At 39.3% G+C, this 21,906-nt stretch carries 17 protein-coding genes; 11 read left to right on the top strand and 6 right to left on the bottom strand.

Features of this window, described 5'->3' with window-relative positions; translation table 11 throughout:
* The first annotated feature begins 15 nt into the window (after positions 1-15).
* The 3 genes from ACH6EI_RS13215 (at position 16) to ACH6EI_RS13205 (ending at position 4,034) form a co-directional block, all read left to right on the top strand.
* Positions 16-1,185: a Zn-dependent alcohol dehydrogenase gene (locus tag ACH6EI_RS13215; protein ID WP_223546581.1), complete on the top strand. Its 1,170-nt coding sequence runs from the start codon at positions 16-18 to the stop codon at positions 1,183-1,185.
* Between the two features lie 29 nt (positions 1,186-1,214).
* Entirely contained in the window at positions 1,215-2,402 is a 1,188-nt protein-coding gene (locus ACH6EI_RS13210) for an iron-containing alcohol dehydrogenase (RefSeq protein ID WP_108674705.1), read from the top strand.
* Between the two features lie 66 nt (positions 2,403-2,468).
* Positions 2,469-4,034 carry a BCCT family transporter gene (locus ACH6EI_RS13205; protein WP_034327768.1) on the top strand — a complete coding sequence of 522 codons (1,566 nt, stop codon included), beginning with the start codon at positions 2,469-2,471 and terminating at the stop codon, positions 4,032-4,034.
* A 39-nt stretch (positions 4,035-4,073) separates the two neighbouring features.
* Here the strand turns inward: ACH6EI_RS13205 and ACH6EI_RS13200 are convergent, their stop codons facing one another.
* Positions 4,074-5,012: a VanW family protein gene (locus ACH6EI_RS13200; protein WP_028413428.1), complete on the bottom strand. Its 939-nt coding sequence runs from the start codon at positions 5,010-5,012 to the stop codon at positions 4,074-4,076.
* 178 nt (positions 5,013-5,190) lie between these two features.
* On the opposite strand from ACH6EI_RS13200, the gene ACH6EI_RS13195 reads away from it, so the two are divergent.
* Both ACH6EI_RS13195 and ACH6EI_RS13190 read left to right on the top strand, forming a co-directional pair.
* Positions 5,191-6,006 (top strand): hypothetical protein, encoded by an 816-nt coding sequence (locus ACH6EI_RS13195; protein WP_028413427.1) that lies wholly within the window; start codon positions 5,191-5,193, stop codon positions 6,004-6,006.
* Between the two features lie 187 nt (positions 6,007-6,193).
* Positions 6,194-8,371 (top strand): FUSC family protein, encoded by a 2,178-nt coding sequence (locus ACH6EI_RS13190; RefSeq protein ID WP_098112575.1) that lies wholly within the window; start codon positions 6,194-6,196, stop codon positions 8,369-8,371.
* A gap of 26 nt (positions 8,372-8,397) precedes the next feature.
* Here the strand turns inward: ACH6EI_RS13190 and ACH6EI_RS13185 are convergent, their stop codons facing one another.
* From ACH6EI_RS13185 to ACH6EI_RS13165, 5 genes are all read right to left on the bottom strand, one after another.
* A complete protein-coding gene (locus ACH6EI_RS13185; protein ID WP_028413425.1) occupies positions 8,398-8,691 on the bottom strand; it encodes a hypothetical protein in 294 nt (97 codons plus the stop codon).
* Between the two features lie 64 nt (positions 8,692-8,755).
* Positions 8,756-9,310, bottom strand: a complete 555-nt coding sequence (locus ACH6EI_RS13180; protein ID WP_033578924.1) for a DUF3231 family protein — start codon at positions 9,308-9,310, stop codon at positions 8,756-8,758.
* Between the two features lie 260 nt (positions 9,311-9,570).
* Positions 9,571-9,837 (bottom strand): hypothetical protein, encoded by a 267-nt coding sequence (locus tag ACH6EI_RS13175; protein WP_247807160.1) that lies wholly within the window; start codon positions 9,835-9,837, stop codon positions 9,571-9,573.
* Positions 9,838-9,948: 111 nt separating this feature from the next.
* Complete coding sequence (locus ACH6EI_RS13170; RefSeq protein ID WP_013056955.1) at positions 9,949-10,275, bottom strand: YflT domain-containing protein; 327 nt, start codon at positions 10,273-10,275, stop codon at positions 9,949-9,951.
* 336 nt (positions 10,276-10,611) lie between these two features.
* Positions 10,612-11,031, bottom strand: coding sequence for a hypothetical protein (locus ACH6EI_RS13165; protein WP_028413423.1), 420 nt, complete (start codon positions 11,029-11,031; stop codon positions 10,612-10,614).
* A 270-nt stretch (positions 11,032-11,301) separates the two neighbouring features.
* On the opposite strand from ACH6EI_RS13165, the gene recQ reads away from it, so the two are divergent.
* The 6 genes from recQ (at position 11,302) to ACH6EI_RS13135 (ending at position 21,868) form a co-directional block, all read left to right on the top strand.
* A complete protein-coding gene (gene recQ, locus ACH6EI_RS13160; protein WP_108674707.1) occupies positions 11,302-13,437 on the top strand; it encodes a DNA helicase RecQ in 2,136 nt (711 codons plus the stop codon).
* 114 nt (positions 13,438-13,551) lie between these two features.
* The gene (locus ACH6EI_RS13155; RefSeq protein ID WP_028413421.1) at positions 13,552-14,928 is read left to right on the top strand and encodes a sigma-54 interaction domain-containing protein; all 1,377 of its coding nucleotides are present in this window, start codon (positions 13,552-13,554) and stop codon (positions 14,926-14,928) included.
* 217 nt (positions 14,929-15,145) lie between these two features.
* Positions 15,146-16,132, top strand: coding sequence for an agmatinase (gene speB / locus ACH6EI_RS13150; RefSeq protein ID WP_098112576.1), 987 nt, complete (start codon positions 15,146-15,148; stop codon positions 16,130-16,132).
* An 82-nt stretch (positions 16,133-16,214) separates the two neighbouring features.
* Positions 16,215-17,663, top strand: coding sequence for an aldehyde dehydrogenase family protein (locus tag ACH6EI_RS13145; RefSeq protein ID WP_108674708.1), 1,449 nt, complete (start codon positions 16,215-16,217; stop codon positions 17,661-17,663).
* 20 nt (positions 17,664-17,683) lie between these two features.
* On the top strand, positions 17,684-19,045 hold the full coding sequence (locus tag ACH6EI_RS13140; RefSeq protein WP_108674709.1) for a purine-cytosine permease family protein: 1,362 nt from the start codon (positions 17,684-17,686) through the stop codon (positions 19,043-19,045).
* A gap of 210 nt (positions 19,046-19,255) precedes the next feature.
* On the top strand, positions 19,256-21,868 hold the full coding sequence (locus ACH6EI_RS13135) for a helicase-related protein (protein ID WP_098112579.1): 2,613 nt from the start codon (positions 19,256-19,258) through the stop codon (positions 21,866-21,868).
* Positions 21,869-21,906 lie beyond the last annotated feature (38 nt).

The following is a 21,906-nucleotide window of genomic DNA, read 5'->3' as shown; positions in this document are numbered from 1 at the left end:
AAGCTGGAGGAAAGTATGATGAAGATGAAAGCAGCGGTCATGACGGGCGTTAATGCGCCTCTTGAAATTTTAGCGGTGGATTTAGCAGCACCAAAAGCCAATGAAGTACTTGTGAAAATAGAAGCAACGGGCGTGTGTCATAGTGATTTAAATGCTTTGGAAGATCCTTCTACACCAACGCCTACTATTTTAGGACACGAAGGTGCAGGTATTGTAACGGCAGTCGGTTTGAATGTAAAAACGGTAAAAGTAGGAGATAAAGTAGCGCTTAGCTGGGTTCCTTACTGCGGCACGTGTGAGTTTTGTGTGACGGGGGCCGTACATCTGTGTGATTCAGCTTTTGGTCCGATGTTTAACGGAACGCTGTTAGACGGTACCTCTCGATTAAGCAAAGATGGAGAGCTGGTTTTTCACAACTCGCTGCTTTCCACTTTTGCTGAATATGCGGTGGTGCCGGAAATGTCTTGTATTAAGCTTCCTGATGAGATGCCGATGGCTCAAGCCTCTTTAATTGGATGCGGTGTAGCGACGGGGTACGGAGCAGCTGTAAACGCAGCCAAAGTTACGCCGGGTTCTACCGTAGCCGTCTTTGGCATCGGAGGAGTAGGCATTAACGCCATTCAAGGGGCTCGGATTGCAGGAGCGAGCAAAATTATTGCATGCGATGTAAAACCAGCTAATTTGGAACTTGCTAAAACATTCGGAGCTACTCATACGATAAATGTAGCTTCAGAAGAAGCAAGTGAAGCTTTAAAAGCTTTAACAGGAGGCCACGGCGTCCATTTCGCGATTGACTGCTCGGGTCATACAAAAGCTACTGAATCTGCTTGGAATGGAACGAGAAAAGGAGGCACGGTAGTTGTAGTAGGAGCCTTTAACCCATCCATGTCTATCAGTTTACCAGGCGGAGGGTTTCATCGTGTCGGCAAAATATTGAAAGGAAGCTTTTACGGAGACACGCAGCCGTTTCGTGATTTCCCTAAAATTGCTCAGCTTTATTTAGACGGAAAATTTATGTTAGACGAACTGATTCTTGGGCGCATGCAGCTTGACGATATTAACGAAGCTTTTCAATCATTTCACGATTGTAATTGTGTAAACGTAGGCCGGTCAGTAATCGAATTTCCATCAATTGCATCTCAAGATTCGTTAGAAAACGGAGATGAATTTGACATCGTTTCATAATGTAAATGAGCTAAGAAAGGGGAAAAACAATGAATTCAGTATTTGAATTTACAACAAAAACAAGCATAGCGTATGGAGTAGACCGAGCTTTGCAAATTGGAAAAGATGTTGAAGCAGTGAGCGGGGAAAAAAGAGCCGTGTTAGTGACGGATCCAGGGGTAATAAAAGTTGGTTTAGCAGACATTGTATTGAAAGCGCTTCAAAATAATGGTGTAGAAACGTTCGTTTTTCATGATGTGAAAAGTGATCCTACGGCCGCTTCAATAGATGCTGCTGCACAGCTTATTCGTGAACAACAGATAAAGTGCGTCATTGGTCTTGGAGGCGGTTCAGCTATGGACGTGGCTAAAATGGCTGCGCTAGTTGCAGGTGATCAGTATGAAACGATGCATTATGCTCTCATGGCGAACCCTTTTGCGAAAAAGAAAGTGAAAACGATTATGCTTCCCACTACTTCCGGTACAGGAGCAGAAGTCACGAGCACGGTTGTCTTCTCTACACATAATCAAGTCAAGGTGTGGGCGTGGGATCAAGATATGGCACCGGAACTAGCGATACTAGAACCGCGATTTACTACAAAACTGCCGGATTTCTTGACAGCTGCCACTACGTTAGATGCGCTTGTACATGCAATTGAAGCATGCACAGGCAAGCGTACGAACCCTTTTATTCAAGCGCTGAGCCTTCAAGCGATTTCATTAGTGAGTCAAAATTTAGAAACAGCTCTGCAACAACCTGAAAACTTAGAGGCAAGAGGAAACCTCGCGATAGCGGCAACGCTTGCAGGAATGGCAATCGAACAAGGAGGAACGGGGCTTGCACACTGCATAGGACACGCCTTGGGAACAGTCGGGAAAATCCATCACGGCCGTGCGGTTTCAATTGCCTTGCACGCTGTGTACGACTGGAATACTGAAGGTGCAGTGGAACTGTATGCAGACGTAGCAAGAGCTTTGGGAGTAAAAGAAACATTTTCAACGAAGGAAGAGCTTGCTTATGCAGGGGCAGAAGAATTTAAGCGTCTAGTGGCTGTAAGTGGATTAAACCTTGCGATTGGAGAGGGGCATGAACCGGCTTTGAACATCTCTGACTTTGTGGACGTGATGCTTTCAGTTGAAAATGAACCGATGAGAGTAAATAATGCACGTTTTGCCAGTGAAGATGATTTACAGCAGTTTGCACATGCAATTATGAGCGTAGGAGCGTCGAAAGTTTGATAGAAGCACATACCGTTTCCAAGAAGCGGTATGTACCATCTCATTAATTAGGCAGGAGGAAGCGTAATGAAAAAGATCAGACATGCTGTATTTTGGCCTCCATTTTTATTGTTAATTGGAGCTGCATTACTAAGTTTTACAAACCGTGAAACATTTACTACAGTTACAACTAATGCAAATAATTGGGTTATTTCCAATCTAGGCTGGCTGTTTAGCATTAGCGGGCTGCTGATGGTAATTGCATGCATTGGTGTTTATTTTTCACCGCTTGGCAATGTTAAAATAGGAGGACCTGATGCAAAACCCATTCTTAAATTTGGCAACTGGTTTGCGATTACCTTATGTACAACAATAGCTGCAGGCGTTACGTTTTGGGGGATTGTGGAACCGATTTACCATGTATCTGCACCTCCTGAATCGTTAGGAATTAAACCGAATTCTCCAGAAGCAGCCATTTTCTCTATGTCTTCTATGTATCTTCACTGGACCATTTCGCCATATGCAATTTATTGCGTACCTGCAATTGTATTTGCATTTGCTTATTACAATATGAAAAAACCGTTCAGTCTAGGGTCTACGCTAGCTCCGATTTTAGGGGATAAAATTAACGGGAAAACAGGAAAAGTAATTGATGCAGTATGTTTGTACACTCTTGCTCTTGGAATGGCCTCTTCTCTTGGAACGAGTGTTTTAAATTTAGCAGGAGGCGTTAATCATTTGAGCGGTATTGCCAGCAACCCTTTACTGTGGGCGATTATAACGGCTGCCGTTACCATTACCTTTATTTTATCCGCATCAAGCGGCTTAATGAAAGGAATTAGAATTTTATCAGATATTAATATGAAAGCATTCTATGGAATTGCCATCTTTATCTTTATTGTAGGACCAAGCTCTTATATTTTAAATTTAGGAACGGAATCGGCGGGTAATTATTTTACTCATTTTTTTGAAAAAAGTTTATTTACAGGAGCGGCAGCAGGTGATACGTGGCCGCAGTCATGGACTACTTTTTATTGGGCAAGCTGGTTTTCATGGGCCGCTATCACCGCATTATTTTTAGGAAGAATTGCATATGGATATAAAGTGAAAACGATGATTCTTGTTAACTTTATTTTACCAGCCTTTTTTGGAGGCGTATGGATGACGATATTTGGCGGAACATCGATTCATATGCAAATGACAGGAGGGGAACTCGCAGATATTATGGCACAAAACGGGCCTGAAGCCGTTTTGTATGCAGTATTTGCTGCTTTACCATTTGCGAAATTTGTTATTCCGTTCTACTTGTTTATCGTGTTCATTTCCTTCGTTACAGCCGCGGATTCTAACATGGAAGCGATGGGCGGAATCAGTTCATCGGGGATTTCTCCTCAAAGTCCGTCTCCGGGCATTATGATTAAAGTAGTATGGGGTGTGACCGTAAGTTTGGTAGGATGGGTAATGATTAGTTTTGCAAAGCTAGACGGAATTAAAATGTTAGCCAATCTAGGAGGAGTTCCTGCACTGTTTTTAGGTATAGGTGTTCTTATTGCGTTAGTCAAAATTGCTCAAAATCCAGCCAAATACGATCGAACTACAAAGGTAGATAAAAATGCTGCGATTAAAGAAGCGGATGAAACAAAAGCTGTATAAATAAAAGCAAGGAGAACTTACTCCTTGCTTTTTTATGTTTTAATCAGCAATGTCACTATGAACATGTGATTTAGGTTTTTTCTCTTTTGGCAAGGGTTCATTAGAAGACCAAGGCACGCGGCGAGGCTTATATTCAATCGCATCGGTAGAATAAACGGCTACGCTTACGACTCCGCCTTGCACCTGTGCTCGAATCAACAAAGGATCACTATACGTATTTTTAAAATGAAAGTCAGGTCCATACCAGCTGACGGTAGCGTCTCGCCCAGGAGGTACGTAGGAAACACTGCGGCTGTGGGAGTAGCGCTGCGTAATCGTGACGCCAGCGTTATCGACGGCGTTAAATAAAGTAGAAGAAACTTGGCAAATTCCTCCTCCAACTCCTTCAGAATACTCTCCTTTTACAATGATTGGGGCACGCATATACCCTTTTGCTGCCGTTCTTTTTCCAACGGTTTGATTAAAAGAGAAAACTTCCCCAGGAAATATGACGCTGCTGTCTAGTGATTCAGCTGCAAGAGAAATATTGTGAGAACGATTTTTATTATGGGGGTTAAATACCGTATGATAATGACCGATTTGCTTAATACGAATCGTTGCAAGCAGCTCCTTATCCACGCGAGGCGGAACAGGAAGCGTCGGGATTTCTAAGATTGACGTACCGCCGTTAAAAAAATAAGTATAAAATTTCTCCGCAAAATCTTTATGATATAGTTTGACACCCGCTTGCTCAGGAACAATTTGTCCGCTTTTATCAATGCGGGCATTTATGGGCTCTCTATATGTTTTTTTATCCAATTCTTTTAGAAGAAGATTGTATCGATCATAATCCACCATGGGTACAGGAAGAAGAGGTACTGCCACTTTGTCCCGTTCAATCCGTTCAATTGGTTTACCGTCATGAGTAATAGATAGGTGGTCTTGTGTAGAAAGAGGTTGAATAAGCATTAAAAGTCCAACCATCCAAGTGAAATTCATATCATATACCTCGCTTTCACCTGTTAGTATGAATAAAATGAACCGTTTAATGTATAGGATTCACAAGCTCTTTTTTGTATTATTTTCCATGAGACGAGCGTGTAAAAATTTCTATTTATAATTGTATGTGTACTTTCGCATATTACATAGAGAAACTACAAGGTAATGAGGGTAGACAATGATAAAATTAATGATTTTAGTCTTTATGCTTATTAGTTTTTTTGTGCATCCCCAAAAGATGAAAGCAGAAGAAAACCTTACGTACTTTCCGGTAAGCGACACAGGAAAAGTATTAAAGTGGAAACGTGTAGAAACCTTACTGCCAAAGGGAAAAAAATTTAAAGTAATCGATGTAGAAACCGGTTTTTACTTTTATGTGCAGCGAAGAGCAGGCTCACACCACGCAGATGTTCAGCCGCTTACACGTCAAGATACGAAAGTAATGAAGCACTTATATAATGGAAAATGGAGCTGGAACCGAAGAGCTGTTCTTATTCCATTTAAAGGAAAAATGCTTGCAGCTTCCATGAATGGAATGCCTCATGGAGCCGGTGCGCTTGACAATGGGTTCCCCGGTCATTTTTGCATTCATTTTGCAGGAAGTACGACTCACAAGTCCCAAAATGTAGATCCAGGTCATCAGTTAATGGTATTAAAAGCAGGAGGAAAGCTTGATGAATATGCATTAAAAGCTGAGCCGGCAGAAGTCGTCAATATGTTTTTAACCGGATTAAAGCAAGATGACGATGCCTTAATGCAGCCGGTTTTGCGCGTAAAGCAAGAGCATAAGCTATGGGCAAAGCTGCATAGTATCTCCACCATTTATTATAAAACGGACTTATTTCATGCAAAAAAGTATAAAACAAAAGAGAAAATCTCCGTAGATTGCCTTATTTATTACGAAAATAAAGGGGCTCACAAGACAACGATGGTTTTTACTTTAAAAAGAAATCCGTTAACAAACGGGTGGGAAATTTCTTCTCTTACACTGTAATGAACCATTATTTTTTAAAAACACATCTGACAGAAAACAGATGTGTTTTTAATCATTTGTTTAGCTCTTTAGCCGTTTGCAATGTTATAGTGAAAAACATACTTACATACGATAGAAAAGAATTAAAAAGGGTATAAGTAATAATATTACTCTTTCTACAAAGAACTTTACAGCACGAAAGGAGAGGGTGTTTATTTTTTCATATTGGTTTAGTCGCTTAGTCGCTGCAGATCCTGGACGAAAAAGGCTCAAAACAGCTTCTAAAGCTACAATCAGTGTCATTACAGCGGTCGTTATTATGCTGATTGTATTAAAAGCAGCGGGAAGCTCTCAAATTACCGCTGCTATTTTATCCGGCGTAATCGGCCTGATGGGTATATTGGTTGTAAATGATGAAACAACAAAAGCAAAAAAAGTGACAACCGTCTTAGTAGCACTTTCTAGCGCCGTTTCTCTTGGAATTGGCTCGTTTTTATCACGATATGGACAAGCAGAAAATGTTTTTCTCGTTCTATTGGTGTTTTTGTCTTTTTATTTACAGAAATTTGGTATTCGCTACTTCTCTCTGTCGATGGTAGCATTTATGTCGTTTTATTTTGCTTCTATTTTACACGTTACATTTTCTCAGCTGCCGTGGCTGTTAGCTGGCGTTATAGTAGGAGCCTGCTGTGCATTTATCTATAATTTTGTTATTTTTAAAGACCGGCCTTCCAACGTGCTAAGGTCTTCAATGAAATCCTTTCATATTCAAGTAAATTTGGTGCTTGATTTAATTATTGAGTTAATTCAAAAGAAACAAATTGAACCAGCTCAAATCAAACAGTATAACCGCAATATTAAAAAACTAGCGGAGTATGCCCGTGTAGCATCAGAAGAGCTTGGAAATACAGATCCTCACGACATATGGCCTGGCGTAACAGCTGAGCAAATGCGCCTTTATGTATTTGATACAGTGATGCTGCTGCAGACATATTCTCCGGCGATCCGAAAACTTAGTGAATTAAAGGCATTTAATCATTTTGATATTCAGCAGGTGCTGTTAAAGCTAGTGGAATCGATTCGCGAAGCAGAGGTATTAAATGAAAATCCTACTCATTCCTTAACGGATGCAGCTCAGCATTTGCAAGAGCTGCGCCAAAAATTAAGCGAACTCGAACCTCAAGACGAAAGGTATAAAGACTGGCTTTACTTAATACGCCGTATCGAAACGATATCAAATCATGTCATTGATGAAGCGTATGAGCTGCAGCAAGCAATTGTGAAACAAGAAAAACAGCCTCAAAAAGAAGCGGAAGAACAAGAAGACGAAGAGGATAATGATGAAGAAAAAGGATTAAAACCGTCTACGAAAAAGTCTATTCAAGCGGTCATCACTGCTGTTGCGACATTAATATTTGGCTCGTTTTTATCTCCATCGCATCAATATTGGGCGCTCTTAGCAGGCTATTTAGTGCTTCTCGGTACAGAAACGATAGGAAGTACGTTTGTAAAAGCCGTGCAGCGAAGCGTAGGCACGCTTTTAGGAGCAGCTGTCGGCTTTGTTGTTGCAAGCTACGTTTCCCCTGGAATACTTGAAGTAACGCTGCTTTTTATCTGTGTGTTTATGGCTTTTTATTTCTTTCCCATTACGTATTCGTTTATGAGTTTTTGGATTACGATGATGCTGGCCTTTATGTATGACATGCTTCTTGGCGGAATTTCAGAGAGTTTATTGCTGGCCCGCGTGTTAGATACGGTCGTAGGAGTTGGAATTGGCTTAGCCGTATCTGCTCTTGTGTTTCCTAAAAGAACAAGAGATAAAATAACCGACACTTCAGTAGAATACGTAGCGGCTTTAAAAGAATTTGTTCATACTTATTTACATCGTTTTACGAATCAGTACGCATTTGCCAATTTAGCTGATAAAGGAATGGAATTAGAAAAAAAGCTAAAACAGCTTCATGTCGATTCAGATCCTATTATCAAAGGTTTCGTTGGCCGTTCACGTCTTCAGCAATTTTTAACTGTTTTTACCGCTATTAATTATTACGCTAAGCATTTGGTGGCATCTTCTACTAGAAACGAAGCTTTTTATAAGGAAGCAGAATTTCATGGCGTAGTAAAGGAAGTGGAAGAGAAAGTGGCAAGCAACTTCACTCAGCTTGAAAAAGCATTACGAGGAGAAAGAGGAACGTATGTATACACGCTTGAAGATGTAAGACAAAAGATTGAACAATCTTTAGATTATTTTGATACGTCCGTTCAATCAAGAAACTTACAGCATCTGCAGCTGCTGCATAACATTTATTACGTATGGAAAATCAATCAATCGGTTGTTCACTTAGCCAAAGAGCTAGGAGCAGAAGAAATAAGCAATGAAGAATAAAAAACCAGCGAATACTTCGCTGGTTTTTAGTCTGATGAATAAGGAGACGTATCTTTTCTAATCGTTCTCCACGTTGTTTTAAGACCTGCATAGCTTCCAATTGCGGCGTATCCATAAAAATATCCCATAAACAATCCGGCAATAATATGATGAGGGTGACTGATCAATACTGAAAAAAGCACGCCGACAGCTAAAGCGATAGTCGGAACAAATTGCTTTTTAGGATGAAAAAGCCATTTGATCAGCTGCGTCACGATTAATACGACAGGAACACCAATGACTGCGTCCCAAAAATTTGTATGAATTGTAGGGAAATCCATGTTCAAGCACCTCGTTAAATGTGTTGGATTTAAGATTATCTATGCTGTTTTACCTAAGAACACTTCAATTAGAGTTATGAGGGGCTCCAGGTGGATAATAATAAGGCGGAATTTTGAGCCATCCTTTTTGCTGCATTAGAATTTTTATTTTTGATCCTAATATGACCTTTTCAGTGTGGAATTTCAACCACATTAATCCAATATCGGTTCTAATAGATTGTCCCATATTCGTGCTGCACATGACGATATTAGAGGCAATTTTTATAGATATTAAGTTAGCGATTTCAGAATCCGTGGCTTTTGCTCCTAATGGAATACTGTTAGGGTCGGATTTCGGTTTGGTAGCCGGTATTTCAGGAAGGGGAATTCCTTCTTTAATCATTAATTTTTTTAGTGTATCAATCTGAGATTCAGCCAGGTTTTTTGAGTCTTGAGCAAGCTTAAGCAGTTCACTGTTGGTTGTTGTATTAAGACAAGTTTCTAAGGCAGGTATTTCTTCCGCTAAAGCAGTAAAATACAGCCAGCATCCCATAGTCTCACCGATATGTGGGCGAGGGGGCGGATCATCTGTAGAAGAGTTCTTTATATAATCAAGTAGTGTCTCAATGACGTTAATCATAACTTTTCACCCTTTATATAGTTTATGCATCTTATTACCTTCAGCAGAAAAGGATAAACACAGCTAAGAAATGTTACATATAAAATTGATTATGATGAGTGGAAGAAAAAGCATCCCATTCAGCAATTTATAATAGTGATGGTACAAACATCTAAAGGTATAAAAATTGTTGAAATGCTTAATAAATAGGTTGGTGCTAGAAGATAAAGTCAATAGAAAAAAATCTCCTTGCTCATCAAGGAGATTTTTTATCTTGAGTATTATACAGTTTTTCTCCGATACTCTCTCCATAAAGAAGTTAGCTCTTCTGACCAATATTTATAATCAAATACCGTTATATTTGTACTGGGCATAAAAACGTTTAACAGCCAATTAACCCTTAATTTGTCTCTGACGCCTATCGTTTTATCATTTTTACAGCAGCCTTCATCACAAGGTTTATCGTGTATCTTGTAAGGAATATTTTTAACGACTAATCCATTTTTCACACGCTTTGTGTACTCAATTCCTATAATCAAATATATCACTCCTCACAGTAACTCTTATCTTCATAATAATATGTAGGGATGACTTCTTTAATGAAAGGGGAAAAAGGGCAGAAGACAAAAATAAAAAAGCCCTGCTGTAGGGCTTTTAGATTAAGCAACTTTTGATGCAACCACGATTACTTTGCCGTGATCTAATTCTTCTTCATAGCGTTCAGCTTCCGGCTGTGATAGGCCTAATGAACGCATTTTGGCACGAAGCTCGTCTCCTCGAGAACGAAATACATTCGCAATCGCATCAAAAACACCTTGTTCAGAAAGGCCGATATTGTTTGTATTTGTTGCAGCTGTTAAATCCTCGGAGCGATCTTGATGGTGTGCAAGTAAATAAACTTCGTCTTTTGTAAATCCTTCACGCAAAAATTGTTCGATTGTATCTTTTGCCTGTACGCCATTTTCAACTACTTTTACATTTACCATTTCAAAAAACCTCCTTGTATGATAGACAACTTTCTAGAATATGTTTAGTAATGAAGAGAAGTTTAAGTAACTTATCCTCTTGCTTTGTGTATACACGTTATTGGAAGAGATAAAACCTATTTCATAAAATTGAGTTAAAAAGTCTAACATAGGAGAAGAGGAAACAGCGCGGTTATCTTTGAGGAGAATCTGGCGGACAATAAGCAGAAGAAGGCTTTAGCCAGCCTTTTTCCTGCATCTTTTTTTTGACCTTTTAAGGTACAGTACAAACTGCAAAAAGCCTAGATCTTAAACAGCTAAGATCCAGGCTTTTTGCATACATAAAAATAGAGAAATTTAAGATGAAAGACGTTCTTTTTGTTTTTCATAAACAGAAGTAGACTCGTTCCATGTATATCGACCATCTTGTAATTGAATGGTTGCGCTGAATGGACAGTCTATTGACGTTTCTGCGTCATCTAAACTACTTTCAAGTAAACGTTTTTTAAATCGAAGCAAATCTTCTTTTGAAGCAACTCGAAAAACCATTTCTAACGTAAGATCATCGTCCATCGCATTGTGTAATTGACTAATACTTTTGCGGAATTCTTTATTATATTGAAGCATAATTTGAATATCTGCTACGCAAGCAACACCAAACACATCTTTCACAACAGACTCAACCGTTAACTGAGTTGTGGAAGCATATGTTGAGATATTACGCTGTGGATTTTCTAAATAATAAATCGTTTCTACAGGATGTCTCGTGATAAGCACCTCTTTCCTATTCTTAAGTATACAGGAAAAAAGAATGGAATGGGGAAAGATTTTTAGGAAAGGAGTCCTGACATACATAAAAAGATTGTTTGTGATAGGAAAGAGAGTTATAAATTGATGGCTTTTCGCTTATCATTTTTGCTATATCCTTAAATCAACGAATTCTGTGCAACTTCCTCTAAGATTTGATAAAATAAAATCCTACGTCTCAATTCCTTCTAATGAATCCCTCAACTACTATTTCTACTTATTTTAAAGGAGGACGCTATTTTGCAGTTTGAACAAGCTTTAACACATTTACAGTCCTATTTTGGTTATGATTCGTTTCGAAAAGGACAGGAAGAGTCGATTCGTTATGTTTTAGAAGGGCACAATACCGCTTGTATTATGCCAACAGGAGGAGGGAAATCACTTTGTTATCAAATTCCTTCATTATTATTAGAAGGTACAACACTGGTGATTTCTCCGTTGATTTCCTTGATGAAAGACCAAGTGGACACGCTGAATGCAGCTGGTATTCCGGCCACGTATATTAACAGCTCCCTGACTCACACGGAGGTACAGCAGCGCTTAGAAGAAGTAGCGCTTGGTGAATATAAGTTGCTTTATGTAGCACCGGAACGACTGGAGTCTTCGCAGTTTTTAGAACAGCTTCAAATGCTTCCTATCCCGCTTGTAGCGGTAGATGAAGCGCACTGTATTTCACAGTGGGGGCATGATTTCAGACCGAGCTATTTGCGCATCAGTGACCTAATCAGCAAGCTGTCTAACGCGCCGATTGTGATGGGGCTAACGGCTACTGCGACGCCTCAAGTACGTGAAGATATTTGCCGAGCTCTTCACATTAATGAAGAGTACACGGTGATGACTGGGTTTGAACGTGAAAATTTATCGTTCGCTGTTGTAAAAGGTCAGGATCGAATCAGCTATATCGATCAGTATATCCGTAAAAATGATCAAGAAGCAGGTATCATTTATGCCGCTACGCGTAAAGATGTTGAAGAACTTCATGCTAGATTGCAAAAATCAGGAGTTAACGTATCAAAATACCATGCTGGTATGAACGCAAGCAGCCGTGATGAAGAGCAGAACCGCTTTCTTCAAGATGATGTTCAGGTAATGATAGCCACGTCTGCCTTCGGAATGGGAATCGATAAATCGAATATTCGCTTTGTTCTTCACTATCAGCTTCCAAAAAATATGGAAAGCTATTATCAAGAGGCAGGACGTGCTGGTCGTGACGGACTTCCAAGTGAGTGTATCGTACTTTATTCACCTCAAGATATTCGCGTGCAGCGCTTTTTGATTGAACAGTCAACGTCGAATCCTAAAAAGCAGATTCAAGATCTTGAAAAGCTGCAAAATATGGTGAACTACTGTCATACAGAAGGCTGTTTGCAAGCGTATATTCTTCATTATTTTGGAGAAAGTGAAGCACATGAGTGCGGCCGCTGTAGCAACTGTACGGATGATCGCGTGGAAATAGACGTAACGGTCGATACGCAAAAAGTGTTATCTTGTATGATTCGTATGGGCGAACGTTTCGGTAAAATGATGATTGCTCAAGTGTTAACGGGTTCTCGAAATAAAAAAGTAGTTGATTTTGGTTTTGATAAACTGAAAACGTACGGCGTCATGAGCGACCGGTCGGCTAAAGAAGTGAGCGATTTTATCGAGTATTTGATTTCAGAGCAGTTTATTTTAGTAGGACAAGGGTCATTTCCTACTTTATCCGTAGCGTCCAAAGGAAAAGGGGTGCTTCTTGGTACGGAAAAAGTGATGAGGAAAGAACAAATGGAAGTGAAGCAAATTGTCCAAGATGACGAACTGTTTGCTCATTTGCGCTCCGTTCGAAAGCAGCTAGCAGATGAAGCGGGCGTGCCTCCTTTTGTTATTTTCTCAGACGACACTCTTCATGATATGTGTACAAAACTTCCGGTAACTCTTGAACAGTTCGCCACTGTAAAAGGAGTTGGAGAACAAAAACAAGAGCGATACGGAGAACGATTCACGACTGAAATCAAACAGTTTTGTGAAGAACATCCAGACCGAAAGCGAGAAGTTTCAGCGCCTGCTCCAAAAAAAGCAAGAGCTTCATCAAAAGAAGGCTCTCACTTAATGACGTATGAGCTATTTCAGCAAGGAAAATCTTTAGACGAAATTGCTGAAGAACGTGAGTTGAGCCGCATTACCATTGAAAACCATTTGTTTAAATGCGCGGAAGAAGAAAAAGAAATCGACTGGACGCCTTTTCTTTCGGATGAAGACGAACAGCAAATTTTACAAGCTGCTTCGTCAGTAGGCGATGAAAAGTTAAAGCCAATCAAAGAAGAATTACCTGAAAACATCACTTATTTTATGATAAAAGTAGCACTGTTTAAACAAAAAATGAAGCAGCTATCGTAAACAAAAAGCTCCTATTAAAGGAGCTTTTTGTGTTGAATAAGCGAGTTTACTGATAAAATAATAGATATAAATGTTAGAAAAATCAGATTACATAAAAAGGAGGAGTGAAGGGGAATGATTGAACGAGAGCTTGAAGCGATTTTGCATGCTTCTCACGACAATATCGTGATCACTGATGAAAAAGGACTTGTTTTACGAGCAAGTCAAAACTGCCGTGATATATATGGATACGATGTGTCAGAGTTGGTCGGTCAAACCGTCTACGAACTGCAAAAACGCGGGATCTTTTCACCTTCCGTTACGATTGAAGTGTTAAAGAAAAAGAAAGAAGTACAGCTGATGCAACAAACAGAAACGGGTAAAGTTGTAATGGCAACCGGTATTCCCGTGTATGATGAACATCAGTGTATGAAAAGAGTCATCAGCTTTTCGCATGATTTAACAGAGCTTCAGCGCTTAAAAGAAGATTATCAGCAGCTCGAAGTGAAAATGAAAACATATCAGCTCGAAATGGAAGAACTCCGGGAACAGCAGTCGAATGATATGGTCATACGAAGTGAATCGATGAAAAAGGTATGGTCGATTATTAATCGCGTGGCAGACAGCGATGCAACGGTTGTGCTGCTAGGTGAATCGGGTGTTGGTAAAACGGCTTTTGCTCGTGCTTTACACTGTGGAAGTGAACGAAAAGAAGAGCCGTTTATTGAAATTAACTGCGGAGCCATTCCAGCTAGTTTGTTCGAATCTGAAATGTTTGGATACGAAGCAGGCTCTTTTACAGGTGCCAGTACAAAAGGGAAAATAGGAAAGTTTGAATTAGCTCATAACGGTACGCTTTTTTTAGATGAAATAGGAGAGCTTCCCCTTGATATGCAAGTAAAGCTGTTAAAAGTGCTGCAAGAAAAAACAGTCACCAAAATTGGAAGTGAACGAGCCAAACACGCAAACTTTAGGCTGATTGTAGCCACAAATCAGCGGCTTGAAGAAATGGTCAAAAAAGGAACGTTTCGCGAAGATTTATTTTATCGTTTACACGTTATTCCGATTACCATTCCTCCGCTTCGAGAGCGAAAAGAAGACATTGCGGCACTGCTTTATCACGTGTTACATAAGCAAAATGAAAAATATAGCATGAAGAAATTTTTTCACGCAGAAGCATTAAATCTGCTTCTTGAACATCAGTGGCCTGGAAATGTGCGCGAACTTGAAAATACAATTGAACGCCTTGTGTTAACAACGGATGAAAACAGCATCTCGTCTCAAGACCTCCCGTTTTATTCAGAAAATAGCAGCAGTGAAAAAGAAGAATGGGAGTCTCTTGACACGTTAACCTCTCAGGGAATGACGCTTCAGCAAGCACTTGCAGAAGTGGAGAAAAACTGGCTGATTCGCGCTTATCGTCAGTGTCAAACAACGTATGAAATGGCAAATATATTAGGAATCAGCCAGCCTACGGTCGTAAGACGTTTACGAAAGTACAATATAAAATAATGAGATTTTAATTCAAAATGAATTAGCTGATTCAATACTGAATCAGTTTTTTTGTTTTGATTCTATTATGAATTAAAAATCGTCCATAATTGCGCGGAATAAGATAATAAAAATTGGCATGCATTTTGCATTAATAAAAAGTATCTAAATAAAAAGCGTCAGTATTTAAAATAATGATGCGGCGCTAATGAATGAAACCCACTAGGAGGAATAAATTATGCCAAAATATCAGCCGAAAAATTCATTTGAATCTCCGCGTTTTTGCGGACCACGTACATTTATGAGACTTCCGTATGTAGAACAAGTAAATTCAGAAATGGATTTTATTGTCACAGGTATTCCATTTGATTCAGGTCAATCTTTTCGAACAGGAGCACGTTTTGGACCGGAAGCCATTCGAGATTTCTCCATTTTGCTCCGCCCGTATAACCCAGAACAAAAGATTAATATTTTTGACTACATTTCAGGCGTGGACTACGGTGATTTGTCAGTTGTTCCCGGATATATTTTAGAAACGTATAAAAAAATTGAAGAAGGGTTAACGCCGGTTGTGAATGAAGGAATTATTCCTATTTCACTAGGCGGTGATCATTCGATGACCCTTGGTGAACTTCGTGCGATTGCAAAAAAACACGGACCGGTAGCGCTTATACAGTTTGATGCTCATTCGGATACGTGGGATAGTTATTTTGAACAAAAATACAATCACGGTACGGTATTTAGACGAGCAATTGAAGAAGGGTTAATCGACGTATCGCGTTCGATTCAAATTGGTATGCGAGGCGGTCTGTACGGCATTGAAGATTTAGAAGACGCAAAAAATCTAGGTTTAGCTCTGTATACGACAAATGAATATAAAAAGCTTAGCGTTGAAAGAATGCTAGACATTATTCATGAGCGTGTAGGGGAAGGACCCGTATTTTTATCGTTTGACATTGATTTTTTAGATCCAGTTTACGCGCCGGGAACAGGAACGCCTGAAGTCTCAGGTGCAAGTATTGACGATGCGCTTCAATTCGTTCGAGGCTTAACAAATATTGATTTTGTCGGTTTTGATTTAGTAGAAGTACTGCCAGCTTATGATCATGGCCAAATTACAGCAGCGGCGGCCGCTAATATTGTCTATGAATTTATCACCCTTATTGCGTTAAGAAAAAAAGCAAAAGAAGAAGAAGAAACGCTGTTAGTAAAAGCACGCGACTGAATATAAGCAAGACGGTAAAAGTGGGAAGGTACTATTATCTTCCCATTTTTATATAAGAGTTCTCTATGAGGGGTGTTTGACTATGAAAGGGCAAGTAAATGTAAAAATAGATAAGAAACAAGCAAAACCATGTAAAAGAGAAATAATCAACCCAGCGACCAATAAGATTATAGCGGAAGTGTTTGACTCGTCGCTTCAACAAGTAGAGGAAGCGGTAGGTAAAGCAAAGCAGGCTTTTGAACAAAGTGAATGGAAGAAAAATAAATCACTGCGTGTAGCGGTGCTTACGAAACTAGCAGACTTATTAGAAAAAGAAGCGAGTATATTCGCTGAAACAGAAACATTAAATACTGGCAAACCGATAAAAGAAGCGCAGTTAGATATCGAAGATACAATTAATTGTTTAAGATATTACGCAAATTTAATAGAAGAAAATCAGCCGTGGACAAAGAACATGTTCGACGACACAAACAGTAAAATCATTCAAGAACCTATTGGCGTATGTGCGCTAATCGTTCCTTGGAATTTCCCTTTGCTGCTTGGCATGTGGAAGCTGGCTCCTGCATTAGCAGCTGGAAATACGGTGGTGTTTAAGCCGTCAGAATTAACGCCGCTTTCTTTTTTAAAGTTAGCTTCACTATGTAAAAAAGCTGGTATACCAGAAGGCGTGTTTAATTTACTTACAGGAGACGGTGAAGTGGGAAGTGCCCTTGTTGAACACAAAGACGTAGCCAAAGTCTCTTTTACAGGAGGATCAGAAACAGGCAAACGTATTTATCAGCAGTGCGCAAAAGAGATTAAAAGAGTTTCGCTTGAACTGGGAGGGAAATCTCCGCTTCTTATTTTTGAAGATAGCGAAATTGATGTTGCAGTAGACTGGACAATGTTTGGCTCATTTTTTAACCAAGGACAAGTGTGTGTAGCTTCATCGCGTATACTCGTACATGAGTCTATTTATAAGCCGTTTCTTTCTGCTCTTACGGAGGCTGTTGCTGCTATAAAAATTGGTAACCCCTTAAGAGAAGAAACGGAGATGGGTCCGGTTATTAGCAAGGAGCATCTGAATAAAATACAGAGTTTTATTAAGCTAGGTCAAGAAGAAGGTGCGAATTTATTAACAGGAGGAACGTTAATTGACTGCGAAGGTGGAAACTATATAACGCCAGCGGTGCTCGTTGACGTGGAGCAGCATATGAAAGTCGTCAAAGAAGAAATATTTGGTCCCGTCATTACCGTTCAATCTTTTTCAAGTGAAGAAGAAGCCATAGCACTTGCCAACGGCACGAGATTTGGTTTAGCTGCAGGGGTTTTAACGAATGATTTAATGAAAGCAGAGCGAGTTGCTGAACAGCTTCAAGCGGGAACGATTTGGATCAACGGCTACCATACGCCTCATATTGAAACGGCGTGGGGCGGTTTTAAAGAAAGCGGCATTGGCCGGGAGTTAGGCCCATCAGGATTAGCTGCTTTTACTGAAATAAAACATGTGAATACAAATTCCAAGCTAGCTCGAGCCAATTGGTATCAATAAAAGTGAAAGGTGGAAAAGGGATGACAACAAAAAGTGGTCTCGCCCATGATGATGTGCAGCCGATTGCAATGAATAAAAGAAGTATGGGCTTCTTCTCTACATTTTCCATGTGGATAGGAGCCAATGTGGTAGTAACGACCGTTTTTACCGGAATGCTGTTTGTACCCGATATGACCTTTTTAAAGGCATTATTTGTGATTGTGCTTGGCTCTTTAGTTGGTGCTATGCCGCTCGTGCTGATGGGGAATATCGGAACTCGAACCGGTCTTCCAACCATGGTTTTGATGAGACCTGCTTTTGGGCAAAGAGGAGCTATGCTTCCTGCTGCTGTTAATCTTATTACATTAATAGGATGGGCATGGATTCAAGCCTACATGGCAGGGCTAAGTTTAAATCATGCCGTCACCTTTTTGACCGGTTACAGCAATATCAATCTATTTACAATTCTTACTCAAGTACTAGTAGTAGCTATTTCTATATACGGACACAAAGGTATTGAAGCAACGGAAAAATTAGTAGCTACGCTTATGATCATTTTAGCAACCGTTGTGTTTAGCTATTTGTTTATCGAATTTGATGCAGCAAAATTAATTCAAATGAAAGCAAGTGAAAATCCCGGTATTACAGGAATGTTAGCTTTTGATACTGTAGTAGCTACAGCTTTTACGTGGATTCCTATTGTTTGCGATTATAACCGAAACTGTAAATCTGAAAAAACGGGAATTGCGGGAACGTATTTAGGCTATAACGTTGCGACTTTGATTGCAATGGGATTAGGCGCAACGGTTTCCAGCTTTTCAATTCTCGGAAATATGACGCAAACGTATGACCCAGTAAATTTAATTGGCGCATATAGTCCGCTGTTGGGATTAGTAGCAGCCATCGTCATTTTTTTATCGGTGTTGTCAACCAACGTAATGGTACTGTATAGCGCAACAATGTCTTATTTGTCTATTTTCCCAAAGCAGCGCTTTTGGATACCGGCACTAACGATGGGAGTTGTCACAGTCCTAGGTTCTTTATTAAAAGAGTGGTTAATGACAAATTTTCAAAGCTTTTTGCTTATGATCGGCGTCTTATTTATTCCTATTATTGCGATTGTTCTTGTTGATTACTATATCATTCGCCGAAAACACTATGACATTTCAGCTATTTTAGATAAGGAAAATAAAATATATTGGTATACAAAAGGATTTAACCTTCATGTGTATCTATCATACATAGTGGGGGCTGTATTTGCCTACTACTTTACGTACGTTCACCCCCTAGCCACAGGCGCAACAATCTTAGCTTTTTTATTTACAGGTGTTTTACACGTATCGTTAACCAAGCTTTCACAGCTCTCCATCACTTACTCAAAGGGAATCGACAAAAATGCTTGATAGATATTCAAAAAAGACTGAATTATCTAAAATGTATCGAAAGCTCCTGTTTAAAGGAGCTTTTTGTCTTGAAAATAGGTGAGAAATAAGCAAAAGCATGGGGAAGAGAAGTTCTTAATCCAGCCTCAAATAAAGTAATAACAATGTATTTGATTCTATAAGGGGTCTTTCCTATAATAAATGTAGGAAAACTTTCCAAAGGAGAATTTTATGCTCGAATTAGAGGCTATTCAAAGCAGGGCCATTGAAAAAACTAAGCATACATTGCTACAGGATATAAAAAGCGTATTAGGTGAACAAGACGAATGTCCGGATTTAGAGACGTATTTAACAGACAGGCACTCTTTTATTAAAAAAGCCTGGGGGACTGCGTGGAGAAAAATAGTTGTTTCTTCTGTATCTAAGAAAAACAGAAGATCGTATTTAACAGAAAGAGGCTTTGAGATAAAAGGATATAAACCTCAAGCTATCGATAAGTTATTTGCTAAAGAAACGAGAAAAGGTATAGAATTTGATGCTTTTTCTTGGTTAGAAAAGCAGTACGGAAAGGGCAATAAAGCAGAGTGGCTATCTCTATACGGAGAAGCAAGAGTTGAATTTGCCAAAAAAGAAGAAGAAAGAAAAGAGAAAGAAAGACAGCAAAGTATTAATGATCGAAAAGCCAGATATCAATTACAGTTAAATTTAGAAGCAGCTCCTATTTTGGAAGTAAACAAAGAGCTGTATTACCTACATATAAGAGAACAGCTTTCACATCAGCTATCAAAAGACATTGAAACAAACTCAAAGTATATTGAAAACTATGCGCCGCATACTGAGCTTGAAGATGAATTAATAGAAAACGGCGATTTAACACGTCATGATTATGAAACGGTTCATGACTTTTTTCAAGAGATCACCGGGAACGTAAGCTCAGAATTAGACAGATATTCAACGATTATCTTGTTTGAAACGTATGAAGATGTATACGAGGTATTTATCACCGATAAAATTTATGAAATCATTCCAACTATGATTATGGATGACCTTCCTGCTTCATTTAAAGAAGAGTATAAATCTTATACAAATGATTCGGTAACACGAATGGATATTATAAAAGCACTCAGAAGTGATTTATCGGATTTGGTCTATGAATATAAAAGAATGCTTGTAGAAGAAAAGCTTTCCGATGTACTAGAAGTTTCAGATCACAACTTAACGATCGAAGAGCATAAAAAGCGATATGCACAGCAGCTGGAAGAAAGACGATTACAACAAGAACGTGAACGTGAAGAAAAGAACAAGCTGATTGAAGAAGAACAGCGACAGTTAAATTATATTTTTGGTGCAGAATACGAAATGGACCCAAGAAAAGAAACGGAATACATTCTTCATCTCGGTGATACAAACACAGGAAAAACGTATACAGCATTAAAGTCATTAAAGAAAGCTGCTTCGGGTAGCTACTTAGCGCCGCTTCGCCTGTTAGCTTTAGAAGTTTTTGAAAAGCTGAATAAAGACGGAGTTGCTTGTTCGTTAAAAACAGGTGAAGAAGAAAAGATTGTTGAAGACGCTCAGCACATGGCCGGTACGGTAGAAATGTTTAGTGAATTAGAACATGGCGATGTAACCGTAATTGATGAAGCACAGATGATTCAAGACCGAGATCGGGGGTTTTCATGGTATAAAGCCATAACCCGAGCTAATGCCAAACAAGTTCATGTGATCGGAAGTTTAAGCATTCGAAGTATGTTAGAAGAGATGTTAGACGGTGTGATCTCAGAAATTTATGAGTACGAAAGAGATATACCTTTAAAAGTAGATCTTCGAAATTTCAAAATTGAACAAGTGAAACCCGCAGATGCTTTAATTGTTTTCTCGCGTAAAAAGGTGCTCCAGACAGCAGCTAAGCTAGAAAAAGATGGTCACAAAGTGAGCGTGATTTATGGAAGTATGCCGCCTGAAACAAGAAGAAAACAAATTGAGCAGTTCATTAATAGAGAAACAACTGTCATTGTGTCTACAGATGCAATTGGAATGGGGTTAAACCTTCCAATTAGACGAATTGTGCTTTTAGAAAACATGAAATTTGATGGGCAAAAACGGAGGTTGTTGACTTCTCAAGAGTTAAAGCAAATTGCAGGTCGTGCTGGAAGAAAGGGTCTCTATAATGTGGGAGAAGTTGCATTCGCTAAAGATGCAAAGCAAATGAGAGAACTGTTATTTTCAACAGACGAGCAAATCAGCAAATTTTCAATTGCGCCTACTTCAGATATGCTAAGAAGATTTAAAGAATATCATCATGACCTCGGAACGTTTTTTGACATGTGGGCTAAATTTAAAAATCCAAAAGGTACACAAAAATCAAACCTGGCACAAGAACGTGAGCTTTATGAGGAAGTGAAAGACACGCTGATTGAAGCGAAAATGCCCATTGTTGATTTATATGGTTACTTGCAGCTGCCGTTTTCAGCAAAAGAAAGCTCTTTGAAAAAGCAGTGGGTGGCTAGCATGAATGCAATTGTTAACAGAGAAGAATTACCTGAACCAAGGATAATAGAAGGTTCACTCGAAAAATTAGAGCTGTCTTATAAAGCGATTGGCCTGCATCTTTTATTTCTATATCGAATGGATAGAAGACCCGAAGCTATTTACTGGGAGCGTGTCCGAGAAGAGCTTACAAACAAAATACATGACGTATTAAGAAAAGATATGAAAAAATTTAAAAGAACGTGCAGTGCGTGTTCTAAAGACCTTCCTTGGAATCATGATCATGCGATATGCGATTCGTGTTTTCATAAAAGATTTCGCAGAAGACACGGGGACGACGATTTTAATTACTAAGATGTAGTGATAAAAAAAGAGGCTTGTATGAACGTATG

This window comes from Priestia sp. JSM ZJ58, assembly GCF_044383985.1.
Classification (GTDB): domain Bacteria; phylum Bacillota; class Bacilli; order Bacillales; family Bacillaceae_H; genus Priestia; species Priestia zanthoxyli.
This window is presented reverse-complemented; position numbering and strand designations above follow the sequence as displayed.

What these genes read in the sequence shown, in the direction of transcription:
- ACH6EI_RS13215 (WP_223546581.1), top strand. Translation starts at nt 16, where the DNA reads ATGATGAAGATGAAAGCAGCGGTCATGACGGGCGTTAATGCGCCTCTT.
- ACH6EI_RS13210 (WP_108674705.1), top strand. Translation starts at nt 1,215, where the DNA reads ATGAATTCAGTATTTGAATTTACAACAAAAACAAGCATAGCGTATGGA.
- ACH6EI_RS13205 (WP_034327768.1), top strand. Translation starts at nt 2,469, where the DNA reads ATGAAAAAGATCAGACATGCTGTATTTTGGCCTCCATTTTTATTGTTA.
- ACH6EI_RS13200 (WP_028413428.1), bottom strand. Translation starts at nt 5,012, where the DNA reads ATGAATTTCACTTGGATGGTTGGACTTTTAATGCTTATTCAACCTCTT.
- ACH6EI_RS13195 (WP_028413427.1), top strand. Translation starts at nt 5,191, where the DNA reads ATGATAAAATTAATGATTTTAGTCTTTATGCTTATTAGTTTTTTTGTG.
- ACH6EI_RS13185 (WP_028413425.1), bottom strand. Translation starts at nt 8,691, where the DNA reads ATGGATTTCCCTACAATTCATACAAATTTTTGGGACGCAGTCATTGGT.
- ACH6EI_RS13180 (WP_033578924.1), bottom strand. Translation starts at nt 9,310, where the DNA reads ATGATTAACGTCATTGAGACACTACTTGATTATATAAAGAACTCTTCT.
- ACH6EI_RS13170 (WP_013056955.1), bottom strand. Translation starts at nt 10,275, where the DNA reads ATGGTAAATGTAAAAGTAGTTGAAAATGGCGTACAGGCAAAAGATACA.
- ACH6EI_RS13155 (WP_028413421.1), top strand. Translation starts at nt 13,552, where the DNA reads ATGATTGAACGAGAGCTTGAAGCGATTTTGCATGCTTCTCACGACAAT.
- speB (WP_098112576.1), top strand. Translation starts at nt 15,146, where the DNA reads ATGCCAAAATATCAGCCGAAAAATTCATTTGAATCTCCGCGTTTTTGC.
- ACH6EI_RS13145 (WP_108674708.1), top strand. Translation starts at nt 16,215, where the DNA reads ATGAAAGGGCAAGTAAATGTAAAAATAGATAAGAAACAAGCAAAACCA.
- ACH6EI_RS13140 (WP_108674709.1), top strand. Translation starts at nt 17,684, where the DNA reads ATGACAACAAAAAGTGGTCTCGCCCATGATGATGTGCAGCCGATTGCA.
- ACH6EI_RS13135 (WP_098112579.1), top strand. Translation starts at nt 19,256, where the DNA reads ATGCTCGAATTAGAGGCTATTCAAAGCAGGGCCATTGAAAAAACTAAG.